At 62.2% G+C, this 22975-nt stretch carries 28 protein-coding genes; 20 read left to right on the forward strand and 8 right to left on the reverse strand.

The window, feature by feature from the left end; translation table 11 throughout:
• Positions 1–32 precede the first annotated feature (32 nt).
• The 7 genes from ACQ4WN_RS14910 to ACQ4WN_RS14940 are packed head-to-tail and all read right to left on the reverse strand — an operon-like array spanning position 33 to position 6344.
• Positions 33–2120: a flagellar biosynthesis protein FlhA gene (locus ACQ4WN_RS14910; protein ID WP_436552249.1), complete on the reverse strand. Its 2088-nt coding sequence runs from the start codon at positions 2118–2120 to the stop codon at positions 33–35.
• Positions 2117–3256 carry an EscU/YscU/HrcU family type III secretion system export apparatus switch protein gene (locus ACQ4WN_RS14915; protein ID WP_436552250.1) on the reverse strand — a complete coding sequence of 380 codons (1140 nt, stop codon included), beginning with the start codon at positions 3254–3256 and terminating at the stop codon, positions 2117–2119. Before ACQ4WN_RS14915 ends, ACQ4WN_RS14910 begins: the two co-directional genes overlap by 4 nt.
• Positions 3246–4046, reverse strand: coding sequence for a flagellar biosynthetic protein FliR (locus ACQ4WN_RS14920; RefSeq protein ID WP_436552251.1), 801 nt, complete (start codon positions 4044–4046; stop codon positions 3246–3248). Before ACQ4WN_RS14920 ends, ACQ4WN_RS14915 begins: the two co-directional genes overlap by 11 nt.
• Before the next feature lie 12 nt (positions 4047–4058).
• Positions 4059–4331, reverse strand: coding sequence for a flagellar biosynthetic protein FliQ (locus ACQ4WN_RS14925; RefSeq protein ID WP_034757874.1), 273 nt, complete (start codon positions 4329–4331; stop codon positions 4059–4061).
• Positions 4332–4334: 3 nt separating this feature from the next.
• Positions 4335–5105 carry a flagellar type III secretion system pore protein FliP gene (gene fliP, locus ACQ4WN_RS14930; protein WP_436552252.1) on the reverse strand — a complete coding sequence of 257 codons (771 nt, stop codon included), beginning with the start codon at positions 5103–5105 and terminating at the stop codon, positions 4335–4337.
• The gene (locus tag ACQ4WN_RS14935; RefSeq protein WP_071077826.1) at positions 5102–5467 is read right to left on the reverse strand and encodes a FliM/FliN family flagellar motor switch protein; all 366 of its coding nucleotides are present in this window, start codon (positions 5465–5467) and stop codon (positions 5102–5104) included. The genes fliP and ACQ4WN_RS14935 overlap by 4 nt, the downstream gene beginning before the upstream one ends.
• A 1-nt stretch (position 5468) precedes the next feature.
• Positions 5469–6344 carry a FliM/FliN family flagellar motor switch protein gene (locus tag ACQ4WN_RS14940; RefSeq protein WP_436552253.1) on the reverse strand — a complete coding sequence of 292 codons (876 nt, stop codon included), beginning with the start codon at positions 6342–6344 and terminating at the stop codon, positions 5469–5471.
• A gap of 549 nt (positions 6345–6893) precedes the next feature.
• Between ACQ4WN_RS14940 and fliE the strand changes: the two genes are divergently transcribed.
• The 17 genes from fliE (at position 6894) to ACQ4WN_RS15025 (ending at position 20613) form a co-directional block, all read left to right on the forward strand.
• A complete protein-coding gene (fliE, locus tag ACQ4WN_RS14945; protein WP_436552254.1) occupies positions 6894–7232 on the forward strand; it encodes a flagellar hook-basal body complex protein FliE in 339 nt (112 codons plus the stop codon).
• A gap of 60 nt (positions 7233–7292) precedes the next feature.
• A complete protein-coding gene (fliF, locus tag ACQ4WN_RS14950; protein WP_436552255.1) occupies positions 7293–9023 on the forward strand; it encodes a flagellar basal-body MS-ring/collar protein FliF in 1731 nt (576 codons plus the stop codon).
• Positions 9001–10041, forward strand: a complete 1041-nt coding sequence (locus ACQ4WN_RS14955) for a flagellar motor switch protein FliG (protein WP_035818015.1) — start codon at positions 9001–9003, stop codon at positions 10039–10041. Before fliF ends, ACQ4WN_RS14955 begins: the two co-directional genes overlap by 23 nt.
• Positions 10038–10727 carry a flagellar assembly protein FliH gene (fliH, locus tag ACQ4WN_RS14960; RefSeq protein ID WP_436552256.1) on the forward strand — a complete coding sequence of 230 codons (690 nt, stop codon included), beginning with the start codon at positions 10038–10040 and terminating at the stop codon, positions 10725–10727. The genes ACQ4WN_RS14955 and fliH overlap by 4 nt, the downstream gene beginning before the upstream one ends.
• Positions 10724–12034 carry a flagellar protein export ATPase FliI gene (gene fliI / locus ACQ4WN_RS14965; protein ID WP_436552257.1) on the forward strand — a complete coding sequence of 437 codons (1311 nt, stop codon included), beginning with the start codon at positions 10724–10726 and terminating at the stop codon, positions 12032–12034. The genes fliH and fliI overlap by 4 nt, the downstream gene beginning before the upstream one ends.
• Before the next feature lie 8 nt (positions 12035–12042).
• Positions 12043–12480 (forward strand): flagellar export protein FliJ, encoded by a 438-nt coding sequence (locus ACQ4WN_RS14970; protein ID WP_077403163.1) that lies wholly within the window; start codon positions 12043–12045, stop codon positions 12478–12480.
• Between the two features lie 89 nt (positions 12481–12569).
• Positions 12570–13997: a flagellar filament capping protein FliD gene (gene fliD / locus ACQ4WN_RS14975; RefSeq protein ID WP_436552258.1), complete on the forward strand. Its 1428-nt coding sequence runs from the start codon at positions 12570–12572 to the stop codon at positions 13995–13997.
• 51 nt (positions 13998–14048) lie between these two features.
• Complete coding sequence (fliS, locus tag ACQ4WN_RS14980; RefSeq protein WP_436552259.1) at positions 14049–14438, forward strand: flagellar export chaperone FliS; 390 nt, start codon at positions 14049–14051, stop codon at positions 14436–14438.
• 31 nt (positions 14439–14469) lie between these two features.
• A complete protein-coding gene (locus ACQ4WN_RS14985; RefSeq protein WP_436552260.1) occupies positions 14470–14748 on the forward strand; it encodes a hypothetical protein in 279 nt (92 codons plus the stop codon).
• Positions 14745–15917, forward strand: a complete 1173-nt coding sequence (locus tag ACQ4WN_RS14990; RefSeq protein WP_436552261.1) for a flagellar hook-length control protein FliK — start codon at positions 14745–14747, stop codon at positions 15915–15917. The genes ACQ4WN_RS14985 and ACQ4WN_RS14990 overlap by 4 nt, the downstream gene beginning before the upstream one ends.
• Positions 15917–16393: a flagellar basal body-associated FliL family protein gene (locus ACQ4WN_RS14995; protein WP_436552262.1), complete on the forward strand. Its 477-nt coding sequence runs from the start codon at positions 15917–15919 to the stop codon at positions 16391–16393. Before ACQ4WN_RS14990 ends, ACQ4WN_RS14995 begins: the two co-directional genes overlap by 1 nt.
• A 33-nt stretch (positions 16394–16426) precedes the next feature.
• Complete coding sequence (locus tag ACQ4WN_RS15000; RefSeq protein WP_436552263.1) at positions 16427–17170, forward strand: FliA/WhiG family RNA polymerase sigma factor; 744 nt, start codon at positions 16427–16429, stop codon at positions 17168–17170.
• Positions 17171–17227: 57 nt separating this feature from the next.
• The gene (gene motA, locus ACQ4WN_RS15005) at positions 17228–18142 is read left to right on the forward strand and encodes a flagellar motor stator protein MotA (RefSeq protein WP_034757817.1); all 915 of its coding nucleotides are present in this window, start codon (positions 17228–17230) and stop codon (positions 18140–18142) included.
• Entirely contained in the window at positions 18126–19130 is a 1005-nt protein-coding gene (locus ACQ4WN_RS15010; protein ID WP_436552264.1) for a flagellar motor protein MotB, read from the forward strand. Before motA ends, ACQ4WN_RS15010 begins: the two co-directional genes overlap by 17 nt.
• 16 nt (positions 19131–19146) lie before the next feature.
• The gene (flgM, locus tag ACQ4WN_RS15015) at positions 19147–19437 is read left to right on the forward strand and encodes a flagellar biosynthesis anti-sigma factor FlgM (protein ID WP_034757812.1); all 291 of its coding nucleotides are present in this window, start codon (positions 19147–19149) and stop codon (positions 19435–19437) included.
• The gene (gene flgN, locus ACQ4WN_RS15020) at positions 19434–19874 is read left to right on the forward strand and encodes a flagellar export chaperone FlgN (RefSeq protein WP_436552265.1); all 441 of its coding nucleotides are present in this window, start codon (positions 19434–19436) and stop codon (positions 19872–19874) included. Before flgM ends, flgN begins: the two co-directional genes overlap by 4 nt.
• Complete coding sequence (locus tag ACQ4WN_RS15025; RefSeq protein ID WP_436552266.1) at positions 19861–20613, forward strand: glycoside hydrolase family 73 protein; 753 nt, start codon at positions 19861–19863, stop codon at positions 20611–20613. Before flgN ends, ACQ4WN_RS15025 begins: the two co-directional genes overlap by 14 nt.
• 6 nt (positions 20614–20619) lie before the next feature.
• On the opposite strand, the gene flgA is transcribed toward ACQ4WN_RS15025, so the two are convergent.
• Entirely contained in the window at positions 20620–21216 is a 597-nt protein-coding gene (gene flgA / locus ACQ4WN_RS15030) for a flagellar basal body P-ring formation chaperone FlgA (RefSeq protein ID WP_436552267.1), read from the reverse strand.
• A gap of 305 nt (positions 21217–21521) precedes the next feature.
• Between flgA and flgB the strand changes: the two genes are divergently transcribed.
• The 3 genes from flgB to ACQ4WN_RS15045 are packed head-to-tail and all read left to right on the forward strand — an operon-like array spanning position 21522 to position 22966.
• On the forward strand, positions 21522–21884 hold the full coding sequence (gene flgB, locus ACQ4WN_RS15035; protein WP_219135536.1) for a flagellar basal body rod protein FlgB: 363 nt from the start codon (positions 21522–21524) through the stop codon (positions 21882–21884).
• 8 nt (positions 21885–21892) lie between these two features.
• Positions 21893–22309: a flagellar basal body rod protein FlgC gene (flgC, locus tag ACQ4WN_RS15040; RefSeq protein WP_034757795.1), complete on the forward strand. Its 417-nt coding sequence runs from the start codon at positions 21893–21895 to the stop codon at positions 22307–22309.
• Positions 22310–22312: 3 nt separating this feature from the next.
• Positions 22313–22966: a flagellar hook capping FlgD N-terminal domain-containing protein gene (locus tag ACQ4WN_RS15045; protein ID WP_436552268.1), complete on the forward strand. Its 654-nt coding sequence runs from the start codon at positions 22313–22315 to the stop codon at positions 22964–22966.
• Positions 22967–22975: the final 9 nt, after the last annotated feature.

A 22975-nucleotide genomic window follows, 5' to 3' on the forward strand; every position in this document is an offset into this window, starting at 1 on the left:
GCGCCCGCAGCGCCGTTTTTTATCCCACCGCACTACCCCACCGTGCCGATGATGCTCACTTCGCGGTTTTCCGGAATTTCGTTATACGACAACACATGCAGGCCCGGCGCGAACAGGCGCGCATAGCGGGCCAGCAACGGCCGGATCTGCGGCAACACCAGCAGCAGCGGCGGCGTGCCTTGCTGTTTCATCTGCTCGCGCGCCACCGGCATATTCACCTGCAATTGCGACAGCAGATGCGGGTCGATCGGGTAATTATCCAGCGTCACCTTGCCTGACTGGCGTGCCTGGTTCAACGAACCAAGCAGCATGTTTTCCAGCTCGCCTCCCAGGTTAAACGCCTGCATTTCCATCTTCTGGCCAAACAGGCCGCTGACGATCTGGCGGCGCAGCGCGCAGCGCACTTCGGCCGCCAGCAGGATCGGGTCCTTGGTGGTTTCCGAACTGTCGAGCAAGGTGGTGGCGATGGGCACGATATCCTTGAGTGACACGTTTTCTGCCAGCAGGACGCGGAACACGCGCAGCAGCTGCGTGTGCGTGAGCGCCTTGTCGAGCGCGCCGGCCAGCTTGGGCGACATGGCCGTCAGGCGTTCCATCAGGTTGGAGACGTCTTCGTGACGGAACAGTTCCGGCAAGTATTCGCGCACCATTTTCGACAAGTGCGTGGCGATCACGCTGGGCGCCTCGATGACCTGGTAACCGAGACCCAGCGCATGCGCCTTTTCGCCCGGCTCAATCCAGGTGACGGGCATGCCGTAGGCCGGCTCGATGCCGGGAATGCCATCGAGCTGGCCATACACATTCGGCGACGGGATCGCCATCAGGCGGTCGGCCTGCACTTCCGCCTGCGCCACGATGGTGCCCGACAGCACGATGGCGTACTGCGACGGCTTCAGTGCCAGGTCATCGCGCACGCCGATGTTCGGCAGCAGCAAGCCCATCGCTTCGGACAAGCTCTGGCGCACGCCTTTGACGCGCTTGGTCAAAGGTTCGCCTTGCGTTTTATCCACCATGCCCACCAGTTTATAGCCGAGCATGACCATCAATGGTTGCACGGCGGGCAGTTGCTGCCACTCCAGCTCGGCAGGCTTGTCATCGCGCAGTGCCGCCTCGATGGCGGCCATGCCAGCCGCATCTGGCCCCTTCACGCGCTTGGTCAGGCGCCATGCCACGAAGGCCAGCACGCCTGCGAAGGTCATGAACATGAACCACGGCATGCCCGGGATCAATGCCAGTGCCACCATCATGCCCGACGCGCTGAAGATCACCGTTGGCGAAGTCAGTACCTGGCCCGCCACTTGCTGTTCGAAGTCGCCCGAATCGCTGATGCGGGTGACGAGAATGGCGGCCGCAGCCGACAGCAGCAGCGCCGGTATCTGCGCCACCAGGCCATCACCGATGGTCAGCAGTGCATATTGACGGAAAGCATCGCCGAACGACAGGTCGTGCATCAGCGAGCCGATGGCCACGCCACCGACCATATTGATGATCAAAATCAAAATACTGGCGACGGCATCGCCGCGCACGAACTTCGACGCGCCGTCCATGGCGCCGTAGAAATCGGCTTCAGCGGCCACGTCCTTGCGGCGGATCTGGGCTTTTTCCTGGTTGATCAGGCCGGCGTTCAGGTCGGCATCGATGGCCATCTGCTTGCCCGGCAAGGCATCGAGGGTAAAGCGCGCGGACACTTCCGAGATGCGCTCGGCACCCTTGGTGACGACGGCGAAGTTGATGATCATCAGGATCACGAAGACCACGATACCGACGACGAAATTACCACCGATCACCACATTACCGAAGGCCTCGATCACTTTACCGGCCGCGTCCGCGCCCGTATGGCCGTGCAGCAACACCACGCGCGTGGAAGCCACGTTCAACGTCAGCCTGAGCATGGTGGTGGCCAGGATCACCGTCGGGAAGACAGAGAAATCGAGCGGCCGCTTGGCCGACACGCTGACCAGGATAACGATCAGAGCCAGCACGATATTGAAAGTGAACAATATATCGAGCAGCACGGGCGGCAGCGGCAGGATGATCATTGCCAGGATCACCAGCAGGAACAGCGGCGTGGCGAACTTGTGGCGGCGCATTTCGGCAACCAACCGGTTCAGGAAATTCATGAAGGGACTACCTCGCTCAAATGAGATGGCACGGCCATCTCGGTGGGTAATACGGGCTGGGCAGCACGCTGCCCGGACCGGAATGCTTTCAGCTGCAGTATGTAGTTGAGCACCTGCGACACGGCCTGGTACAGCTGCACGGGAATCTGCTGCTGCACCTGGCTGGTGTTGTAGATGGCGCGCGCCAGCGGCGGCAACTCCAGCGTTTCAATATGGTGTTCCTTCGCCACTTGCCGGATATACAGCGCCATTTCGTCGACGCCCTTGGCAACGACAAACGGCGCCTCGGCGCGGTCCTGGTCATACTTCAGTGCAACGGCGTAATGCTCGGGATTGACGATCACCACGTCCGCGTCGGGCACCGTCTTGCGCACGCTGCGCCGGCCGATCTGCTGCTGCAACTGGCGGATGCGCTGGCGCACTTCGGGCCGGCCTTCGCTGCTCTTGTGTTCTTCCTTGACATCCTGTTTGCTCATGCGCTGGTTGCGGGCAAAGAAAAACGCCTGGGCTGGCACGTCGATGATGGCGAACAGGACGAAAACGGAAATGAGCGCCATCAAGCCGTCGAGCATCAGCGCGGAACCATCGAGCATGGCTTGCTGCAGCGGCCGGTGTTGCAAGTCCACGTACTGCGTCAGGCTGGAACGGCTCACATGCACCAGCACCATGCCCAGCACGGCGGCCTTGGCGATGGACAGGCCGAATTCAAAGCCATGCTTGGGCGCAAACAAACGACCGAGGTTCTTGGCCGGACTCAGGCGCTCCATCTTTGGCATCCAGTTCTTCGTGCTGATGACCCAGCCGCCAGGGATCAGGGAGCCGAGCACCACGAACAGGGGCACGCAAAACAGCGGCACGATCATCTTGATCAGCAAGCCCACCGAGGTGGTAAACGCCATCGACATGGCATTTTCCAGCGCGCCCTTGCTGTCGAGCGGCATGAAGGCCATGGCGAACAGCTCGCGAAAGCTCAGCAGATAGCCCGGCAGCAGGTAAATGAAGACTTTCATGCTGATCAGGATGCCCAGCGCCGTCGACAGGTCGCGCGAACGCACGACCTGTCCTTCCTGGCGCGACTTCTTCAGCTTTTGCTGTGACGCCTTTTCTGTCTTGTCGCCGGTGCTGCTATCCGCCATGGGCCACCCGCATCTGTTCGGTGATCATGTCGAGCACGCGGTTGGTCATGGCGATATAGTGCTCGGGGATAAAGCGCACGATCTGCGTCAGCATCACCAGGCCGAACATGGTGATCATGGAAAAACCCAGCGAAAACAGGTTCAGCGACGGCGCCACGCGGTTCAGGAAGCCAAAACCCAGTTGCACCACCATGGTGGAAAAGACGATGGGCAAGGCCAGCAGCATGGCGGCGGCGAAGATCCACGCCACGTTATAGGCCACCGTCTGCAGCAGCAGCGGTCCGTAGCCCTGCCCCACGGGCCAGGCCGTGAAACTGGCGCCGATCACGCCCGCCAGCACCAGATGGCCGTCGATGGCAAAAAACACGATCATGCACATGATGGTGAGCATCCCCGTGATCACGTCCGACGAGGTGCCGTTGAGCGGATCGTTCATGACGGCCATGGAAAAACCCACCTGGCTCGACACCAGGTAACCGAGCACCGACATGACCGACATGGCAAAGTGGAAGGCCAGGCCGAGGACGAAGCCGATGATGGCCTGCTCCAGGGTGGCGACGACGGCGTGCAGCGAAAACGGATCGATTTTCAACAAGTCCTGCGAGATGCCAGACGCCTGCATCACGGGCAGCATCAGGATCGCCAGCACCAGCGACAGCAGCACCCGCACGGGAACGGGCACCATGGCGTCGCCGATCACGGGCGAGGCGCTGAGCATGGCCAGGATGCGGCAGAACGGCCACCACACGGCCAGCATGAACGGTAGCACCTGATTGAAAATCTGATCCATGGGCGCGCGGCGCTATCCGACCAGGGTGGCCGCGCGCTGAAAAATGGACACGCAATAATCCATCAGATAACCGGCCATCCAGCGTCCGGCCAGGATCAGCGCCAGCAGGGTGACCAGCAGGCGTGGCAGGAAACTCATGGTCTGTTCATTGATCGAGGTGGCCGCCTGCACCAGCGCGACCAACAGGCCCATGAGCAAACCTGGCACGACCAGGATCACCACCAGCAGCATGACGACATGCAGCGCTTCGATGATCAGGTCGACGGCGACTTCAGGGGTAAACATGGATCAATAGCCCTGTATGCTGGTAACTAGGGTGTTGACGGTCAGGGTCCAGCCGTCGACCAGCACGAACAGCAGCAGCTTGAACGGCAAGGAAATCACCAGCGGCGAGAGCATCATCATGCCCATGGCCATCAGCACGGACGCCACCACCAGATCGATGATGAGGAACGGTATGAACAGCATGCAGCCGATCTGGAACGCCGTCTTCAGTTCGGACAACACAAACGCCGCCAGCTTGACCGTGAAACTATGGTCTTGCGGGCGCATGGTCGACGGCTCGCCAGCCAGATGCGCGATCTGCGCCAGCGCAGCCTTGCTTGTCTGCGCCAGCATGAAGCGCGAAATCGGCACTTCGGCGATCTTCAGCGCTTCCTGCATGCCGATCTGGTCGCGGTCGTAAGGCACGAACGCTTCCTTCCACACCTGGTCGCCGATGGGGCGCATGACCAGCAAGGTGAGGATCAGGGCGATGCCCGTGACGATGCGGTTGGGCAAGCCCTGCTGCAGGCCCAGAGCCTGGCGCAGCAGCGACAGCACGATGACGAAGCGGGTAAAGCTGGTCATCATCATGACCATCACGGGCAACAGCCCGAGCAGGGTCATGACGACGAGGATCTGCATCTTCACCGACAGGTCGGTCTTCGCGCCCGGCAGCACGCCGGACAACAAATCCTGCGCCCCGGCGACGCTGCAGCACAGCATCAAAGCAGGCACAGCCAGCGCGGCAGCGAGCGCGCCGCGGCGCCGGCTCAAACCGGGTACCGCCAGCTTCATGCTGTCATCAGGTCGAGATTGAGGCCATCGAGATCGATGACTTTCAGGCCATAGTTCTCGCCGGCCACCACCACTTCGGCACGACCGATCGGCGTGCCGTTGACCTTGATCACCAGCGGTTCGCCGGCCAGCATGTCGAGTTCGATCACGCTTTCCGGGCCGATGGCCATCAGTTCTTCCAGCGAAATGCGGGCCGAGCCCACTTCCAGGGTCAGGGTGACGGGAATCTTGCGCATCATCTGCGGGATGTCGCGCCGCGCGCGGGTGCTGGCCACGTCGGACATGTCGCCCTGGTCGATGATCATGTCATCGCCCAGGTCTTCCAGCAGGGTTTCGCTCTGGTTGGTATCGGTGATATTCATATTATTCGACATCTTCAAATGAGGTTAAACAGAGCTTGCCCTTGTGTTCGGAAACAGCCGCTGTAAATAAACGCGAATCGTCCAGCATGACGTCGGTGCGGCTCAGGCTGACGGGAATCACGTCGCCCACGCGCAAGTCGAACAAGGCGCCCAACTGCACCTGCTTGCTGACCAGCCTGCCTTCCAGGGTCACTTGCAGGCGCGAAGCGAGCGGACGCACGCTGCGCAGCGCCTTCTTCGCTTGCGCGCGCTCGGGCAGCAGGCCGCGCAGCACGTCGGCCATCAGGCGCTTGTCCAGCGAGAACCAGAAGTGGCCGCTCTGCCCCGCTTCGACGTCGCTGAGCGCCACGGTGACGATCCAGCTGCCGCGCGGCGGGTGCACGCCGGACTGCACGGCAACCTCGGCACTGGTATCGATGTCGCTGTTTTTGCCCAGCGTTTGCAGGTTCTTGTGGACGCGGGCGAACAAACTGTTCACCAACTGTTGTCCCAGCACCACAGCGAGACGCTCTTCCGTGGCCGTCACGCGCACCTGCGCGGGATCGGGCAGCGCACCCTTGGCACCGGCACTACCGTAGCGGTAGTTCAGTACGCTCAAGAGTATTTGCCGTTCGAGCGTAAAGCCCGTCTGGCCGGCCGGCGTGGAAAAACTCAGCCAGCGATTCACGCTGTCCTCGTTTTCCACGCGCGACAACGTCACGCCATCGATCTGGAAATTACCCCAGTAGCGACGGCTCATCGGTTGGCGCAAGGCCACTGCCAGGTCGTCGCGCAGTTGGGCGCCGAATACATGCAGCAAATGGACAGGACGTCCAAGCAGACAGGAATCGAGGACTTGATGGCGCACAGTTTGATCTGTCTTGGTAATGATTGTCATGTAGTGGTCATGTCGGTATTGCGGTGGCAGAACAAATTATACGGATCACCCGAAATTAAATACAGCATCATCTTGATCTTGCCGACAGGCCTGCAAGCAAACGTTGCGCATCGTATCGCATGCTGGATGACTACAGTGCTGAACAATACATGAAAAAGCTGAATATTGCCATGCATCAATATTCCTTGAGCCAATCCTCTCTTTACTTTATAGTTGCCCCGAGGTAAGCTTGTGACGACAAAATAGTGATTTGCAGTGCGCCATTCCGCTTACCTGATTCCGGTTTTTATGGCAGTTTTCAATTCTTCTTATTGCCAACAGCAGAAACTTTTATCAGATAAATATTAGTTGTCATGGCCATGTAAATTATATCGGCGTGGGTTTGCCGAGTTTGTTTGAATCTGCTTGAGCGGGTGGTGTGGCAACTGATAAAACTGATGGGCCCTGCGGATCGGGCCGGGCAGGATGGCATTCAATGCACTTCTGCCGGATTGGCAACTCCAGTAATTCTGATTGATACGTCACCGCATATTGAAAGTAGAGGGCAAGATGAGCAACGAACTCGCAGGTCTGATCAAGGCCGATCTGGCAGCATTGAGCAATGACGCGCACGCCCTGGGCGCCAGCATCGCACCCGCCGCCCATTTCGGCGCGCCGGAACAATCGGGCTTCTCCTTTGCGCAAAGCATGAAAGACGCCATCGGCAAGGTCAATGGCGACGACCGCATGGCCGCGCAGAAAATGAGCGACGTCGACAGTGGCAAGAGTGACGACATGGTCGGTGCCATGCTGGCCAGCCAGGAAGCAAACCTGTCCTTCTCCATGTTGATGCAAGTGCGCAACAAGGTCATGGGCGCTGTCGATGAGCTCATCAAACTGCCTCTATAATCTTCACGTCCTGATCCACGCCCAGCCTCCCAGCGAAAGTTACCCCAAGTGATTACCCCCATGAAGTCCGCATTTGCGCGCTGGCGCCTTGGTGCCCAGCCCGCCATCCCGCCCGCCCTGCTGAAAAACCTGGTTCCCATCGTCGTGCTGGCCATCGGCATCACCGCCATGGTGACCATGTACGCCTGGCGCGACCAGGCCAACTACAAGCCGGTGTTTGGCGCGCGCGAAAAAGTGGCCGTGACGGACATGATGGCCACCCTGGACGCCGAGCACATCCCCTACCGCTTGCATCCGGACAGCGGCCAGGTGCTGGTGCCCGACGCCATGCTGGGCAAGGTACGCATGCTGCTCGCCTCGAAAGGCGTGACGGCGCAGCTGCCGGCCGGCCTGGAGCTGATGGACAAAAATGACCCGCTGGGCGTATCGCAATTCGTGCAGGACGTGCGCTTCCGCCGCGGCCTGGAAGGCGAACTGGCGCAAAGCATCATGACGATGGACGCGATCGCTTCGGCGCGCGTCCACCTGTCGATTGCCAAGTCGACCTCGTTTGTCGCCAGCGACGGCGACAAATCGTCGGCCTCGGTGGTAGTGGCGCTGAAACCGGGCCGCACGCTGGCGCCGGAACAGATCGCCGCTGTCATCAACATGGTAGCCGGCAGCGTCGCCAGCCTGGCGCCGACGCGCGTGAGCCTGGTCGACCAGGGCGGCAACCTGCTGTCCTCGCACGTCGACCTGACGGATGGCTTCGATGCCTCGGCCGCCGGCAATGAAGGCGCGAAACGCTTCCAGGATGAAATTCGCCGCAACGTCACGGGCTTGCTGGGACCCGTCATCGGCGAAGACAACTTCAAGCTCAGCGTGACGGCCGCCGTGAATAACGACCGCGTGGACGAAACGCTGGAAAAATACGGCGAAGCCCCGAAAGTGACCAGCGAAGCGATGCGCGAAGAGCAGGAACGCAACCGCACCGTGGCCGGCATTCCCGGCAGCCTGTCGAACCGTCCGCCAGCGGCCGCCGTGCCGGTACCGGCCAACGCCGCTGGCGCCGCGCCGGCCGATGGCGCACCGAAGCCGTCCGACGATGGCACGGCCCGCAAGAACGCCACCACGCGCCAGTACGCGTATGACCGCAGCATCACGCAGATCAAGCGCAGCCGTGGCCGCCTGGAAAAACTCAGCGTAGCAGTCGTGCTCAACAGCGCCGCCGCACCGAATCCGAAAACGGGCTGGACCCCTGCCGAACTGGGCAATATTGAAAAAATGCTCAACAGCGGCCTGGGCATCAACGCCCAGCGCGGCGACAGCCTGAGCCTGACGGCGCTGGCCTTCCCTGCCAAGCCGCCTGTGGCGCAGTGGTGGGAAGAACGCGACACCGTCGTCGATTTCAGCAGCTGGCTGCTGTATGCCCTGGGCGCCGTGCTCGGCTACTTCCTGATCCTGCGTCCGCTGCTGCGCCTGCTGACCACGCGTCTGGCGCCACCGGCACTGAAACAGCTCGATCCTGCCCTGGCACTGGGCGGCAGCAGCGCCGCCGGCGCGAATGGCGCAGCCGCCGCCGGCGCGCCTGCACTGGGTGTGAATGGCAGCCCGCTGGCGCTCGAAGGCGAGACCGGCGCTGGCAACATGCCAGTCGTGCCCCTGCTGGAAAACTATGACTTGCCGCCACCAGGCTCGGCGGTCGACGTGATGGTCGACCACCTGAAAGTGCTGGCTGAAAAAGAACCCGAGCGTGTCGCCGAAGTCGTCAAACAATGGATGCAGAAAAATGGCCGAACTCAACAACAATAATCCCTCCGACGGCGCCGAGTACGAAAGCGTCAGCCTGAATCCCGTGGAACAAGCCGCCATCGTGCTGCTGAGCATAGGCGAAGAACAGGCAGCCAACGTGCTGCGCTGCCTGTCGCGCGAAGAATTGCTGGAAGTCACGCAAGTGATGTCGCGCATGAGCGGCATCAAGGTCGAATCCGTGAAAACGGCCATGCAGACCTTCTTCGACGACTACCGCCAGCAAAGCGGCGTGCACGGCGCCTCGCGCAGCTACCTGAAGCGCTCGCTGGACATGGCGCTGGGCAGCGATATCGCAAATAGCGTGCTGAACAACATTTACGGCGACGCCATCCGCCCGAAAATGGCGCGCCTGCAGTGGGCTTCGCCAAAATGGCTGGCCGAATACATCGTCAACGAACACGTGCAGATGCAAGCCGTGTTCCTGGCCTTCCTGCCGCCCGCACTGGCTGGACAGATTCTCGATGCCCTGCCCGTCGAAGGCCGCGACCTGGTCTTGCTGAACCTGGCGCGCCTGGACGAGATCGACCGCGACCTGCTGGTCGAGCTCGACGAACTGGTGGGCCGCTGCCTGGGCACGCTCGACACGCAAAGCACCAGCGTGGAAGGCATCCGCCAGGCCGCCGAGATTCTCAACCGCATGCCGGGCAACCGCGCTGCGCTGGTCGAACTGCTGCGCGCGCACGACCCGGACGTGGTCTCGGAAATCGAACTGAGCATGTACGACTTCCTGATTCTGGCTACGCAGAGCGATGTCACGCTCACGCGCATCCTGGAAGACGTGCCGATGGAACAGTGGGCCATCGCCCTCAAGGGTGCAGAACCGTCGATCCGCGACGCCGTGCTGAAAACCATGCCGCGCCGCCAGGCACAAAGCTTCGAAGACATGATGCGCCGTTCCGGCCCCGTGCCACTGTCCCGTATCGAACAGACGCGCCAGGAAATCATGGCCACCGTCAAGGGCCTCGCCGATGCGGGCGAGATCGAAGTGCAACTGTTTGCTGAAGCGGTGATCGAATGAAACACTTCCGCTCGTATCGTTTCCCGCCCCTGTCGCAATTCATCGCCGCCGGCCAGCGCGCCTCCAACGAGGATACGGATGGCCAGTGGCAGGCATCCGTCTCGGAAGGTTTCGAGCAGGGCCAGCGCGATGGCTACGAAGTGGGCCTGGTGCAAGGCCAGCAGGACGGCTACGACTCCGGGCGCAGCGATGGCATGGCGCAGGGCCGCGAAGAAGGCCGCAATGAAACCCTGGTGGCGCTGGACCGCCTGGCGCGCCCCGTCGACGCCATCTTGCGCGACCTGAAAAAAGTACGCGCCGATTACCGCGAAGCGCAGCGCAAGGAAGTGGTCGACCTGGTGGCCAAGGTGGCGCGCCAGGTGATCCGCGCCGAACTGGCGCTGCAACCGGTGCAATTGCTGGCCCTGGTCGACGAGACCCTGGCCTCGATGCCGCCCACGCGCGAAGAAATCGATGTCTTCCTGAATCCGGAAGAACTCAAGCGCATCAGCGAACTCGATCCGAAGCGCGCCAAGCGCTGGAACCTGATCGCCGACGCCAGGCTCGACGCGGGCGAATGCCGCATCAAGGCGGGCGACAATGAAGTCGACGCGGGCTGCCACCAGCGCCTGTCGGCCTGCATGGACCAGGTCAGCAGCCATCTGGCGCTGGCCGCCGAACACGCGGACCAGGGCGCGCCTGCATGATTGCCGACACGCTGCGCAGCTTCGAGATCGGCGATATACCGGTCGCGACACCCACCGGTCGCCTGGTCGGCGCGTCCGGCTTGCTGCTGGAAAGCGCCGGCTGCCGCCTGCACACGGGCCAGCGTTGTCAAATTGAAACTGTGAGCGGCGAATGGCTGGACGCGCAAGTCGTGGGTTTTCGCGAAAAACTGTCTTACCTGATGCCATTCAAGAAGGCCACGGGCCTGACCACGGGCGCGCGCGTGCTGCCCCTGCCCGACAAGGCCAGCCTGCAGATCGGCCCGTCGTGGCTGGGCCGCATGGTGAATGGCCTGGGCGAGCCGATCGATGACCTGGGCCGCCTCGGTGGCGAACACATCCTGGAAGTCACGCCGCCGAAAATCAATCCCCTGAAGAAGCAACCCGTCATCGAGCCGCTGGACGTGGGCGTGCGGGCGATTAACAGCATGCTGACCCTGGGCAAGGGACAGCGCGTGGGGCTGATGGCCGGTTCCGGCGTGGGCAAGAGCGTGCTGCTGGGCTTGATCACGCGCCAGACGGTGGCCGATGTCGTCGTCGTCGGCCTGATCGGCGAACGGGGCCGCGAGGTGCGCGAATTCGTCGAAAAGTCGCTGGGCGCCGAAGGCTTGAAAAAGGCCGTGCTGGTGATCGCGCCTGCCGACGAGTCGCCGTTGATGCGCATCATGGCCACCGAACTGTGCCACTCGATTGCCGCGCATTACCGCGACCAGGGCAAGCACGTTCTGCTGCTGGTCGACTCGCTGACGCGCTATGCGATGGCCTTGCGCGAAGTGGCGCTGGCCCTGGGCGAGCCGCCGGCCACGCGCGGCTATCCGCCCTCCGTCTTTTCGAACTTGCCGCAACTGGTGGAGAGCGCCGGCAATGGCGCGCACCAGGAAGGCAGCATGAGTGCTATCTACACGGTGCTGGCCGAAGGCGACGACCAGCAAGACCCGGTGGTCGATACGGCGCGCGCGATTCTCGACGGCCACATCGTGCTCACGCGCGAACTGGCCGAGCGGGGCCACTACCCCGCCATCGACATCGCCGCCTCGATCAGCCGCTGCATGGCACAGGTGATCACGCCCGAACACATGCAGGCGGCGCGCGCGCTGAAAGCGTCGATGGCACGCCATGCGCGCGTGCGCGACCTGATCCCGCTGGGCGCCTACGTGCCGGGCGCCGACCCGATCACCGACCGCGCCGTGCAGTTGCACGCCCCTATCGAGGCCTTCCTGTGCCAGGGCACCAAGGAAGAGGCGCCGATGGGGCCTTGCATCGAACAACTTGAACAGATCATGGCCTAGGAGCATACGTGAGCGACGCGCATACCATCCGCAACCTGACCACTCTGGTCGGCCTGCGCAGCACCGAAGTGGAACGCCTGCAAGGCGAAATGGCGGCGCAGACGGCCGTGCGCGAGCGCTACCAGAAAAACCTGGAGCGCCTGACGGGCCTGTACACGGATAGCGGCCCCAGCGGTGCCCTGCCCCTGGCCCTGTCCGTCAACTGCGGCAACTTCAAGCAAGCCGTGATGCAGATGGCCGACCAGCACCGTACCGACCTGCACTTGCACGAGGCCAACATGGCCGTGTCGCAGCGCGCCCTGAATACGGCCTGGGCCAAACGCGAAGTGCTGGACCAGGTGCTGACGCAAAAACAAAAATATGTTGCAAATGAGCAACAACGTGTCGATGCCAAGCGACAAGACGAGCTGGCGACGCAATTCTGGTTCCGCGGGCAGGTAAAATGAGGTTGGTGTAAGTTTCTTTCAGGAAAACTTCACGAAACGGGAATGGGGGTCGCCTTGTACCGGTATATCCCTTTATTCAGGAGTCTGGCATGGCAAACGTAATTACCGCACCGCAATACGATCCGATCGTCACCGCAAAAAACCTGGCAACCAAGTCAGTCGCGGCGCAGCAGGACAAATTGACTAAGCAAACCGCACAGGCGAATAACGCGGCGGCGGCGCTGAACAACCTGAAGCTGGCGATGAGCTCCTTCCAGAGCGCGATGACGACCATGAGCAGCAGCACCAAGTCGCTGCTGAGCCAGTCCGCCACGTTCAGCAATACCGCCTATGGCAGCGGCACGGCCGATGCCACGGCTGTCGCTGGCAGCTATTCCTTTTTCGTGCAGCAACTGGCAACAGCCAGCCAGACTTCCTACAGCGGCCTCGCCAACAGCCCTGCCGCCGGCAGCGGCACGCTGGCCGTGCGGATCGGTGATCCGCTGGCCGCCGCCACCGCCGACAACAGCTTTGACATCGACCTGAGCGCGGCCGACAAGGATGCCGACGGCATCCTAACGCCGCAGGAAATCGCCGCCGCCATCAATGGCAACAGCAAGAACAATTCGCGCGTGACGGCCTCCATCGTCACTATCGGCAACCAGGCGCAGCTGGTACTGACATCGAACCTGACGGGCAAGGAAAACGCTGTCACGCTGGACGCCTCGAGCGTGACCAACACCGCGCTGACCAAGGCACTGGTGACGGACGCGGCGACCAACATCAAGGAAGTCGTCAAAGCGCAGGACGCCATCGTCTGGCTGGGCGCAAAGGACACCGGCACGCAAATCACGCAGGCGTCGAATACTCTTACCAACGTGACGGGCGTGAAGTTGACCTTCACCAAGGCCATGAACACGGGCGATGCGCCCGTGACGGTCAATGTGGGAACCGACAGCGGCGGCACGGCAACCAATGTGCAGGCATTCGTCGATGCCTACAACAAACTGAAAAGCGTGCTGGACGGTCTGGCCAGCTCCGGCGATCCGGACAAGAACATCGCGGCAGGTATCTTTGCCCACGATTCTGGCCTGAACGCCCTGCGCAGCAATTTGAACAATCTGCTGCGCCAGAGCGTCGGCGGCGTATCGCTGGTGTCCTACGGCGTGACCGCCAACCGCGACGGCACGCTGAGCCTGAATACGGCCAAGCTGACGGCCAAACTGGCATCGAACCCGGGCGACCTGGACAAATTGTTTGGCAACAATAGCTTGTCGGCGCCATCGGGCGTGCTCGGCGGCCTGGACAAGGCTTTGGGCCAATGGAGCAACATCACCAAGGGCCAGCTGGTACAGCGTCTCGATGCGAACACGAGCTTGAAGAAGTCGCTGAGCAAGAGCACCGACCTGCTGACGACGCAGTACAACACGGCCTACAAACGTTTCCTGGATCAGTATACGCGCCTGCAAGTCATGCAGGAACAGATGACCAAGACAGTCGACATGTTCGATGCCATGTTCAGCAACAACAAATCCTAAGGCGGATGCGCCTGCCGCGCCGCCGCACGTTAACATAGCGAGAATACAATAATGTTAAACAATGAAGCTTACGGCAACTACCACGCCGTCAACCTGGATGCCCAGACCGCCCGCGCCACTCCGGTCGAGCTGGTACTGGTGCTGACGGACGGCTTGCTGGAAGAACTGGCGCGCGCGCGCGGGCATATCGTAGGCAAACGCTATGAGCAAAAGGCCATCAGCCTGGATAAATGCACGCAGATCATCAACGGCCTGTCGAGCTCGCTCGATTTCGACACTGGCGGCGAAGTCGTGGTCAACCTGGCGCGTCTGTACGACTATTGCGTGGCGCGCCTGTACACGGCCGGCATCAAGCTCGACCCGACCCTGATCGACGAAGTGACGACCTTGATGACGACCATCAAGCGCGGCTGGGTGGGCGTCCAGGCTAACAATGCCTAGGCGCGCTGCGCTGCAGCAGCTGAGTCGGCAATTGAGCGCGGCGATCGCGCAGCCGGACTGGGAGGCGATGCAACAAATCTCGGCCAGCCTGGAGAAAAATATCCCGCTTTTGGCAAAACGGGGCGCATGGACTACGCTGGAACAAACAGAATTGTTGCAATTGCGCAAAATTCACGCGCAAGCGGTTAAAATTTGCTCTGAGGAAAAAGAACGCCTGGGCTTACACCTGGGCGCATTACAGGCAAATAAGGAAGGTTGGGTCGCCTACGCCGCGCTCGGCGAATACGACTCTGAAGGGTATCAAGCATGATCATGAACTTCAACACGGCGCCGGCCGCTCCGGCACAGGCGGCCAATGCGGCACCAGCGCAGGCACAGACGACAACCTTGCCCGGCACGCCGGGCTATGGCAGCAGTGCGCCCGCCGCCACTAATGGCGCCGTGCCTTCCGCCCTGCCCCTGTTTGCGCAGGTGCTCGTTGGCGCAGGCGTGCCGACGGCCGAAGCCGATACGGCCGATGCCCCTAAAGCTGAGCCTGCAAAGGAAAGCGACAGCCAGGCCGACAGCAGCCTGCCAGCCATGGCTGCCCCCGTCCTCGGTTTGCCCGTGACGCTGCTGCCACCGGCGGACGCGGCAGCAGCGGAGGCACGCGCCAGCGCACAGGCGCAAGTACAGACACAAGTGCAGGCGAATGTGGCGCAGGCCAACCCGGCACTCAACATCAGCCTGCATCCGGCGGCCGTCACCCTCACCGCGCAGGCAACGGCGCAACCGGCAGCGCGCGACATGCGCGAACCGCTGGCCGCCGCCAACCCGGCGACGGCTGCCAAAGGCAGCATGCCGGCGCAGCCTTTCGAATCGCTGCTGCAGCAAAGCGCGCCGGCAACAGCCGTCGCCGCCCCAGCCGTTGCCGCGCGCGAAGGCGAACGTGGTGCCGCGACGCCGACACCCGCCGCGCCCAACCTGGGCCTGACGGGCGCGGTCGGCAATACCGCCACGGCGGTCCCGGCTGGCGATACCATCAAACTCAACGGCCCAGCCCAGCAATGGCAGGAACCGCTGCGCGAAGCGCTGGGCGAACGCCTGCAGACGCAGATCGGCCGCAACAGCGAACACGCGACGATCCGCCTCGATCCGCCGATGCTGGGCCGCATTGAAATTTCCATCCGCCACACGGCCGGCGCGCTGCAAGTGAACGTCACGGCGTCGAACTCGGAAGTGTTGCGCCAGCTGCAAGGCATCGGCGAAAACATGCGCAGCGACCTGGCACAGCGCCAGTACACTGACGTCGCCGTGAATATCAGCGCTACCCCGCGCAGCGCTGCCGCCCAGGCGTTTGCCGAAGGCGATGCGCGCGGCCAGCGTCAACCGGGCCGCCAGCAGGACGATGCCGAGCCGGGCCGCGCCCTGTCCGACGGCACGCCGTCCGGCACTTCTTCCAGCACCACTTACGCCATGCATGAGCGAGAGAGCGCCTGATGAATATGAAAATGAAACTGATCGGCGGCTTTGTCGCCGTGGCCGTACTGGCCGCCGGTGCGGCTGGCGGTGCCATGTGGTATCTGGCCAAGCCGGTCGCCGGCCATGCCGAGGTTGCCGAAGCAAAAGCACCGCCACCGCCCGCCACGGGCAAGAAGGCCCGCAAGTTCCTCACGCTGGACAAGGTCATCGTGATGCTGCGCCGCGGGCCTGGCGATAGCGAAACGCATTACCTGTCGGCCGACCTGGTGATCGCTACCACCGAGGAAAAGGAAAAACTGACCAAGGACCACTTGCCGCTGATGCGCTCGATCGCCGTCAGTACCCTGTCGAGCTTTCCCATGGACAAGGCACAGACCATGACGGTGGAGCAATACGCCGAGCAGATCAACAAGGCCTTCAATGTCAGCTACGAACGCGAGCAGATGGAAAAACCCTACACCGAAGTCATGGTCGGCAAGCTGATCATTGAATAAGCCAACACGCCAGCCGACCTAGTGGGAGATCCCGTGGCCTATGTAGAGCAATACCAGGAAGCGTATGGCGCCGGCGAATACGCCGCCGCCAGCGCTTGCGCGGCCGTGCTCAGTGTTGCTGAAGAGCAACAGCATCTGGTGGCGTATTCCCCTTTGGTGAAGCGCATTGTGCGCCAGCTCAATTCGCAGGTTTCGGGCGCCATCGACCGCGACGACATGGAGCAGATTGGCCTGATGGGCTTGCTTGAAGCGCTGCGCCGCTACGGCTTGCCAGACCAGTCTTTCGGCAGCTATGCCAGCCTGCGCATCCGTGGCGCCATCCTCGATGAACTGCGGCGCCAGGACTGGCGTCCGCGCGCCGTGCGCCAGGAAAGCCATCGCCTGCGCGACAGCGTGCGCGCCCTGACCCGGCGCCTGGGGCGCGAGCCGCTGGAAGCGGAAATCATGGCGGCCCTGAAGCTGACGCCGGAAGCCTACCAGGAATACCAGCTGGCGGAAAACGCCGAGCTGATCGCCAGTTTTGACGAAGTGTTGCAGGAAAGCCTGGGACAGGCCGACAGCGCACCGAGTCCGGAAGAGCAATTGATGGTGCGGCGCAGCCTGGAGCAAGCCCTGCGCGCGCTCGACGAACGTGAACAGCGCGTGGTGCAGATGTATTACGAATTCGAACTGAGCTATAAAGAAATTGCCGCCGTGCTGGACCTGAGCGACGCCCGCGTCTGCCAACTGAACAAGACGGCACTGGGCAAGATGAAAGCCATGCTGCAAGACGCATAAGTATCAAGCACTATCCATCAAATTGACGCAGCACAATGACGCAGAAAGGCAGTTGACATGGTAATTATCGGTATCTTAATCGTGATGGGGTGTGTATTCGGAGGCTTCGCCCTGATGGGCGGTACCGTCCACGCGATCTGGCAACCGGTCGAGTTGATCATCATCATCGGCGCCGCCGTTGGCGCCCTGGTACTGGGCAACCCCAAGCATGTACTCGGTGAAATGCTGCACCAGATGCGCAAGATCGTCACGCACAAGAAGCAAGGTTCGGAATTCCAGCGCCAGTTGCTGCTGCTGATGTATGAACTGCTGCAAACGGCCGCCGGCGGCCTGAAGGCGCTCGACGCCCACGTCGAAGCACCGCGCGAAAGCGCCCTGTTCCAGCGCTATCCGCTGGTGCTGGAAGAGCCGAAGCTGCTGGCCTTCATCGTCGACAACTTCCGTTTGATGGCGATGGGCAAGATCAACGCGCACGAGCTCGAAGGCGTGCTGGAGCAAGAACTGGAAGCCATCCACGACGAGTTGCTGCAACCGTCGAAGTCCCTGCACAAAATCGCCGAAGCCATGCCGGGCTTCGGTATTCTGGCCGCCGTTCTGGGTATCGTGATGGCCATGAATTCCGTGGCCGACGGCGCCGATGCGGCGGAAATTTCGGAAAAAGTGGGCGCCGCCATGGTCGGTACCTTCATCGGCATCTTCTTCTGCTACGGCGTGCTCGATCCGATGTGCAACATGATGAAACAACTGGTGGGCGAGGAAGGTTCGACCATGGAATGCGTGAAGGTCGTGCTGGTCACGCACGTGGCGGGCAAGCCGCCCCTGCTGGCCATCGATGCGGGCCGCCGCCTGGTGCAGCTGAACATCAAGCCTAGCTTCGCCCAGCTGGAAAGCTGGATCAACGCGCTGGAAGATGGCGGCGCCGAACAAGAGCAAGGCCAAGGCCGGGGAGGCCGCCGTGCTAAAGCCGCATGAGAAACATGAACAGGCCATCATCAAGCGTGCTGGTCGCAAGCATGACGACGATGGCCATGGCGGCGCCTGGAAAGTAGCGTTCGCCGACTTTTGCCTGGCCCTGCTGTCGCTCTTCCTCGTGCTGTGGCTGATGGCCGCGCGCGAGCAGCAGGCGATGAAGGAAATCATGATGGACGCGTCGGCAGGCAGCCGCCAGGGCGAAGGCCAGGGCGTCATGCCGGAACAGAAAGGCGGCCCGCGCGGCAGCCTGATCGAACGTTTCCCCATGCCCCGCAAGGGCACGGGCGACACGCGCACGGAAGGCAAGCAGACGCAGGATGGCAAGGCCGGTGCCGCGCCGCAGAACCAGACGAAAGTCAGCTACCAGTCGCCGGAAGACTTGCTGTCCCTGTCGCGCGCGCTCGACAAGCTCAGCGACGAAGCGGGACTGAAAAGCAATCTGCAATCGGTGATCACGCCGTACGGCTTGCGCGTCATGCTGCACGATACGGACAAGCAAGGCATGTTCGTGCGCGGCAGCGCCGTGCCGACCGACCGCTTCCGCAAACTGCTGCGCCAGATGGGGCCCGTCTTCGCCCAGATGGAGAACCAGATGCTGATCGTCGGCCACACGGATTCGATGCAATACGCCAATAACGGCTATGAAGGCTATTCGAACTGGACCCTGTCGGCCAACCGCGCCATGTCGGCGCGCGCACAATTGTTGATTGGCAGCATGAGTCCGGACAGCGTGCTGCAAGTGGTGGGCATGGCCGACCGCGCGCCGCTGGACGTGAAAAATGCCAGCGCCGGCATCAACCGCCGCATCGAACTGTTAATATTGACGCGTGGCCAGGCCGACAGCATCGCCGCCATGTTCGGCATGGCCGGGCAAAAGGCACAGGGCGAAGAGCTGCAGGTGGGCGAACCGGACTCGGGAACGCTGCAACGCCTGCGCGAAAAACTGGGCCTGCCCGCAAAGAAGGAGCGCGATGAGCATGCAAATTAAGGGCAAGGGACAACGTATGAAAATCTCCTCCGGCAATACCGGCGCTGCCGTACGCAGCAGCGCCGTCGCGCCTGCCGAGGCGATCGCCGAGAACGCGGGGGCAGCTGGTGCCATGGGCGGTTCGTCGGCCGGGGCGGAATTGCAATCGGCCGTGCTGCAACCGGCCATGGCCGCCCTGCGCGCCATGCCCGAGATCGACCACGAGCGCGTGGCCATGCTGCGCGATGCGCTGGCCAAGGGCGAATTGCCCTTCGATCCATCGAAACTGGCAGGCCTGATCCAGCGTTTCCACGGCGGTGAGTCGTGACCGCGCCGCGCAAGGGCATCACGCGCCAGGAAGCCATGCGCCGCGTGCTGCAAGGCATGACGGACGACAGCGTCGGCTATGCCGCCCTGAAAACATTATTGGAAGAGCAATTCCAGGCCACCTTGCACCACCAGAGCACCCAGCTGACGGCGCTGGCTGACCAGGTCATCGCCGCCGTCGAGCCCCTCGATGCACGCCGCCGCCAGCGCGTCAGCCTGGTCACCGCCCTGCTGGGTCCGCAAGGCGATATGCCGCAATTGTTTGCGTTGTTGCAAGAAGACGCGCGCAGCAAGGCCGAAGCCGACTGGGCCGCGCTGGAGCAGATGGTGCTGGAATGCAAGCGCCTCAATTCGCGCAACAGTGATTTATTAACAGAGCAGTACAGCATCATGCAGCGCGTGCTGCATGGCGAGGAAGATACGTATGCGCCAGGCTGATTTCCCCACATCCCGCGCTACGGCGGCGACACAATCGACGGCGGCCACATCGGCCGTGCAGAGCAATATGCACGCTACCGCTGCCACAGTGGCCGCTGGCAGTTTTGGCAGCGTGTTCCAGCAGGTACAGGGCGAGGTGGCCCGCTTCATCGAACAGGGCGGCGGCAACGCCACCAGCCTGAGCCCGCAAGGACGCGCCTACCTGGAGCAGAGCCAGCCCGTGAATGTGCTCGGCAGCATCAACCAGGGCGGCGAGATCGGCGAAGTGCAGCAGCAATTCCTCGCCTCGATCAAGCCGTGGACGCAAGAAACGGGCGCGCGCCTGGGCGTGGCGCCGGAAATCGTCGCCGCCCACGCCGCGCTGGAATCGGGCTGGGGCCAGCGTCCGCTGCGCCAGGGCACGGGCGCGGACACGAATAATCTGTTCGGCATCAAGGCCGGCGGCAAATGGCAGGGTGACGTGGCCAGCAATGTCACCACCGAATACGAGGCGGGCAGCGGCACGGCGCTGAAAAAAACCGAGCGCTTCCGCAGCTACCCGGACCAGGCCAGCGCCTTCCGCGACTATGCACAGGTGTTGCTCGACAATCCACGCTACCGCGCCGCCCTGAACACGGGTGCGGACGCGGGCGCCTTCGCGCAAGGCCTGGCGCGCGGCGGCTATGCCACCGACCCGAACTACGCCGCCAAGCTGACCCAGCTGGCGACGCGCTTGCAGCGCACTGCCGCCGCAGACTGACCTTCCTTAACGGCCGGTAATATCGGCCGGTTCCACCACGCCCGCATCGACCACCCTGGCACGTATCACCGTGCCGCTGGTGGCGTTGCGCACGCGGATCACCTGCCCCAGCGCGCCCGGGTCCAGCGCTTCGCCGCCCATGCTCACTTCCACCTGCTCCTTGCGCGCCACGATATTGACCGCACTGCCCCGCTTGATCAGCATGGGCGCAGCCAGCTGCCCCTGGCGCAGCACTTCGCCGGCACGCAAGCTGCGCCGGCTCGACAGGCCGACGGCGCCGGCCAAGGAAGAAATACTGTCCGGCACCATCGTCACGTCGCGCCGCGCCATCGTCACGTCGCCCGCCTGCAACGGCGTATTCGCCGTGACCGGTGCGCTGGTGACGGCGACCTGGGCCGTGATGCTGCCGCGCGCCAGCATTTCGTAACGCCAACTGTTGCTACCAGGACACACTGCGACAAAGCGCATGCGCTGCGCCGAGCGACTGTCCGCCGTCTCCAGCGCGACGGGCGCCGCGCACGCTGGCACGGGGCGCGTGCTTTTCACCACGGCCACCTGGAACTGCGGTTCCAGCAATCCGGCTGAGGCTGCTTGTTGCGCCAATTGCTCTCGCGCCAACTGCTCCACACGCGAAAATATATTGTCGGCTGGCAATTCTGCGCGACCTGCACTACTATATAGGCTGGTCAGTAAAATTAGGCCAGGAAGCAGTATGTGACGACATGACGCCTTGTTCCACGTCATGGAATAGTTCTCAAAGTAAATCATTGCTAACCTTAATTAAAGATACTGAAGCGGCATGACCTTACCATGCGTCAACATGACCAGGCTGGGATTTTACCTCTGCAGCACCTATTTTCTGGCCCGAACCGCAAAAAGCACGATCGAATTCAATACAAAGGATGACCATGGGGATTAATTTCAAGGATGCACTGGGCGTGCACGCTGATGCACTCGCGCTGCGTGCCGACCGTACGCGCGTGCTGGCGGCCAATATAGCCAATGAAAATACGCCCGGTTTCCAGGCCATGGACATGGATTTCGGCAGCGCCCTGCAGCAGTTGCAGGACAACGAGGCCGGCCTGCTGTCGACCGATGACGATGCCAGCGCCCTGTACCGCGTACCCTACCACCCCAGCCGTGACGGCAATACCGTCGAAATCGGCGTCGAGCAGGCGGCGTTCTCGCAGAATGCCACCGACTTCCAGACCAGCCTCACTTTCGTCAACATGAAACTGAAGGGTCTGGCCAAGGCCATTTCCGGACAATAAGGATCAGCATGAGCTTCCAGGATATTTCCAAGATCGCCGGTTCGGCGATGGCGGCGCAAACCGTGCGCCTCAATACCATCGCCAGCAACCTGGCCAATGCCGATTCCGTTGCCGGTTCCGAAGGCGAAACCTATCGCGCGCGCAAGCCCGTGTTTGCGGCCGTGATGGATGGCCCCGGTGCCAGCGGTGCCGGCGGGCGCGTACAGGTGCTTGACGTGGTGCAAAGCGATGAGCCGCTGCGCAAGGTGTATGAACCGGGCCACCCGATGGCCAATGCCGATGGCATGGTGTTCTACCCCAACGTCAATCAGGTGGCAGAGATGACCGACATGATGTCGGCGTCGCGCGCGTTTGAAACCAATGTCGAAGTTCTGGGCCGCATCAAGTCGATGCAGCAATCGCTCCTCAAATTAGGTGAAGCATAATCCATGGAAACCAATCTCTTTACAAATAACACCAGTGGCAGCAACAGCGGCAGCAATGCCGTCAAGTCGCAAACCAATGCCACCCAGGATATGTTCACCAAATTGCTGGTCGCGCAGATCAAGAACCAGGATCCCCTCGCGCCGACCGACCCGAGCCAGTTCGTCAACCAATTGACGCAGCAGGCGCAGACCGAAGCGATGCAAAACCTGTCGGCGCTGACCAGCGCCAATGCCAGCGTGCTGCAATCGATGCAGGTGCTGGCCCTGGGCGCGCAAGTGGGCTCCGAAGTCATGGTCAACAGCGAAACGGTGCAACTCGACAAGAGCAAGGTCAGCGGCAGCATTGCGCTGGCCGCCAGCACCACCAAGACCACCGTGACCCTGAAAGGGCAGGACGACAAGGAATACAAGATCGAACTGGGCGCCAAGACGGCTGGCACGGTGCCGTTCACCATCGACCCCGTGGCCCTGGGATTGCCTGCCGGCACCTACAGCATGAAAGTCAGCACCAGCGGCGCCGAAAAACCAACGGTCGATATCGCAGGCAAACTGAACAGCGTGCGTCTGTCCTCCGGCGGCAGCATGGTATTGAGCGTGTCGAACCTGGGCGAAGTCAACCCTGGCGCGATCACCGGCTTTAACGGCAAGAAGGCCTGATCCGCTTGC

Origin of the sequence: Janthinobacterium pasteuri (assembly GCF_051380775.1) — a bacterium.
In the GTDB taxonomy this organism is placed as follows: Bacteria; Pseudomonadota; Gammaproteobacteria; order Burkholderiales; family Burkholderiaceae_D; genus Janthinobacterium.

What these genes read in the sequence shown, in the direction of transcription:
- motA (WP_034757817.1), top strand. Translation starts at nt 17,228, where the DNA reads ATGGTAATTATCGGTATCTTAATCGTGATGGGGTGTGTATTCGGAGGC.
- fliE (WP_436552254.1), top strand. Translation starts at nt 6,894, where the DNA reads ATGAGCAACGAACTCGCAGGTCTGATCAAGGCCGATCTGGCAGCATTG.
- flgM (WP_034757812.1), top strand. Translation starts at nt 19,147, where the DNA reads ATGAAAATCTCCTCCGGCAATACCGGCGCTGCCGTACGCAGCAGCGCC.
- ACQ4WN_RS14910 (WP_436552249.1), bottom strand. Translation starts at nt 2,120, where the DNA reads ATGAATTTCCTGAACCGGTTGGTTGCCGAAATGCGCCGCCACAAGTTC.
- ACQ4WN_RS14925 (WP_034757874.1), bottom strand. Translation starts at nt 4,331, where the DNA reads ATGTTTACCCCTGAAGTCGCCGTCGACCTGATCATCGAAGCGCTGCAT.
- fliH (WP_436552256.1), top strand. Translation starts at nt 10,038, where the DNA reads ATGAAACACTTCCGCTCGTATCGTTTCCCGCCCCTGTCGCAATTCATC.
- ACQ4WN_RS14990 (WP_436552261.1), top strand. Translation starts at nt 14,745, where the DNA reads ATGATCATGAACTTCAACACGGCGCCGGCCGCTCCGGCACAGGCGGCC.
- ACQ4WN_RS14920 (WP_436552251.1), bottom strand. Translation starts at nt 4,046, where the DNA reads ATGGATCAGATTTTCAATCAGGTGCTACCGTTCATGCTGGCCGTGTGG.
- fliD (WP_436552258.1), top strand. Translation starts at nt 12,570, where the DNA reads ATGGCAAACGTAATTACCGCACCGCAATACGATCCGATCGTCACCGCA.
- fliF (WP_436552255.1), top strand. Translation starts at nt 7,293, where the DNA reads ATGAAGTCCGCATTTGCGCGCTGGCGCCTTGGTGCCCAGCCCGCCATC.
- ACQ4WN_RS14935 (WP_071077826.1), bottom strand. Translation starts at nt 5,467, where the DNA reads ATGAATATCACCGATACCAACCAGAGCGAAACCCTGCTGGAAGACCTG.
- ACQ4WN_RS14940 (WP_436552253.1), bottom strand. Translation starts at nt 6,344, where the DNA reads ATGACAATCATTACCAAGACAGATCAAACTGTGCGCCATCAAGTCCTC.
- ACQ4WN_RS14995 (WP_436552262.1), top strand. Translation starts at nt 15,917, where the DNA reads ATGAATATGAAAATGAAACTGATCGGCGGCTTTGTCGCCGTGGCCGTA.
- ACQ4WN_RS15045 (WP_436552268.1), top strand. Translation starts at nt 22,313, where the DNA reads ATGGAAACCAATCTCTTTACAAATAACACCAGTGGCAGCAACAGCGGC.
- fliI (WP_436552257.1), top strand. Translation starts at nt 10,724, where the DNA reads ATGATTGCCGACACGCTGCGCAGCTTCGAGATCGGCGATATACCGGTC.
- flgC (WP_034757795.1), top strand. Translation starts at nt 21,893, where the DNA reads ATGAGCTTCCAGGATATTTCCAAGATCGCCGGTTCGGCGATGGCGGCG.
- ACQ4WN_RS14955 (WP_035818015.1), top strand. Translation starts at nt 9,001, where the DNA reads ATGGCCGAACTCAACAACAATAATCCCTCCGACGGCGCCGAGTACGAA.
- fliS (WP_436552259.1), top strand. Translation starts at nt 14,049, where the DNA reads ATGTTAAACAATGAAGCTTACGGCAACTACCACGCCGTCAACCTGGAT.
- flgB (WP_219135536.1), top strand. Translation starts at nt 21,522, where the DNA reads ATGGGGATTAATTTCAAGGATGCACTGGGCGTGCACGCTGATGCACTC.
- ACQ4WN_RS14915 (WP_436552250.1), bottom strand. Translation starts at nt 3,256, where the DNA reads ATGGCGGATAGCAGCACCGGCGACAAGACAGAAAAGGCGTCACAGCAA.
- fliP (WP_436552252.1), bottom strand. Translation starts at nt 5,105, where the DNA reads ATGAAGCTGGCGGTACCCGGTTTGAGCCGGCGCCGCGGCGCGCTCGCT.
- ACQ4WN_RS15025 (WP_436552266.1), top strand. Translation starts at nt 19,861, where the DNA reads ATGCGCCAGGCTGATTTCCCCACATCCCGCGCTACGGCGGCGACACAA.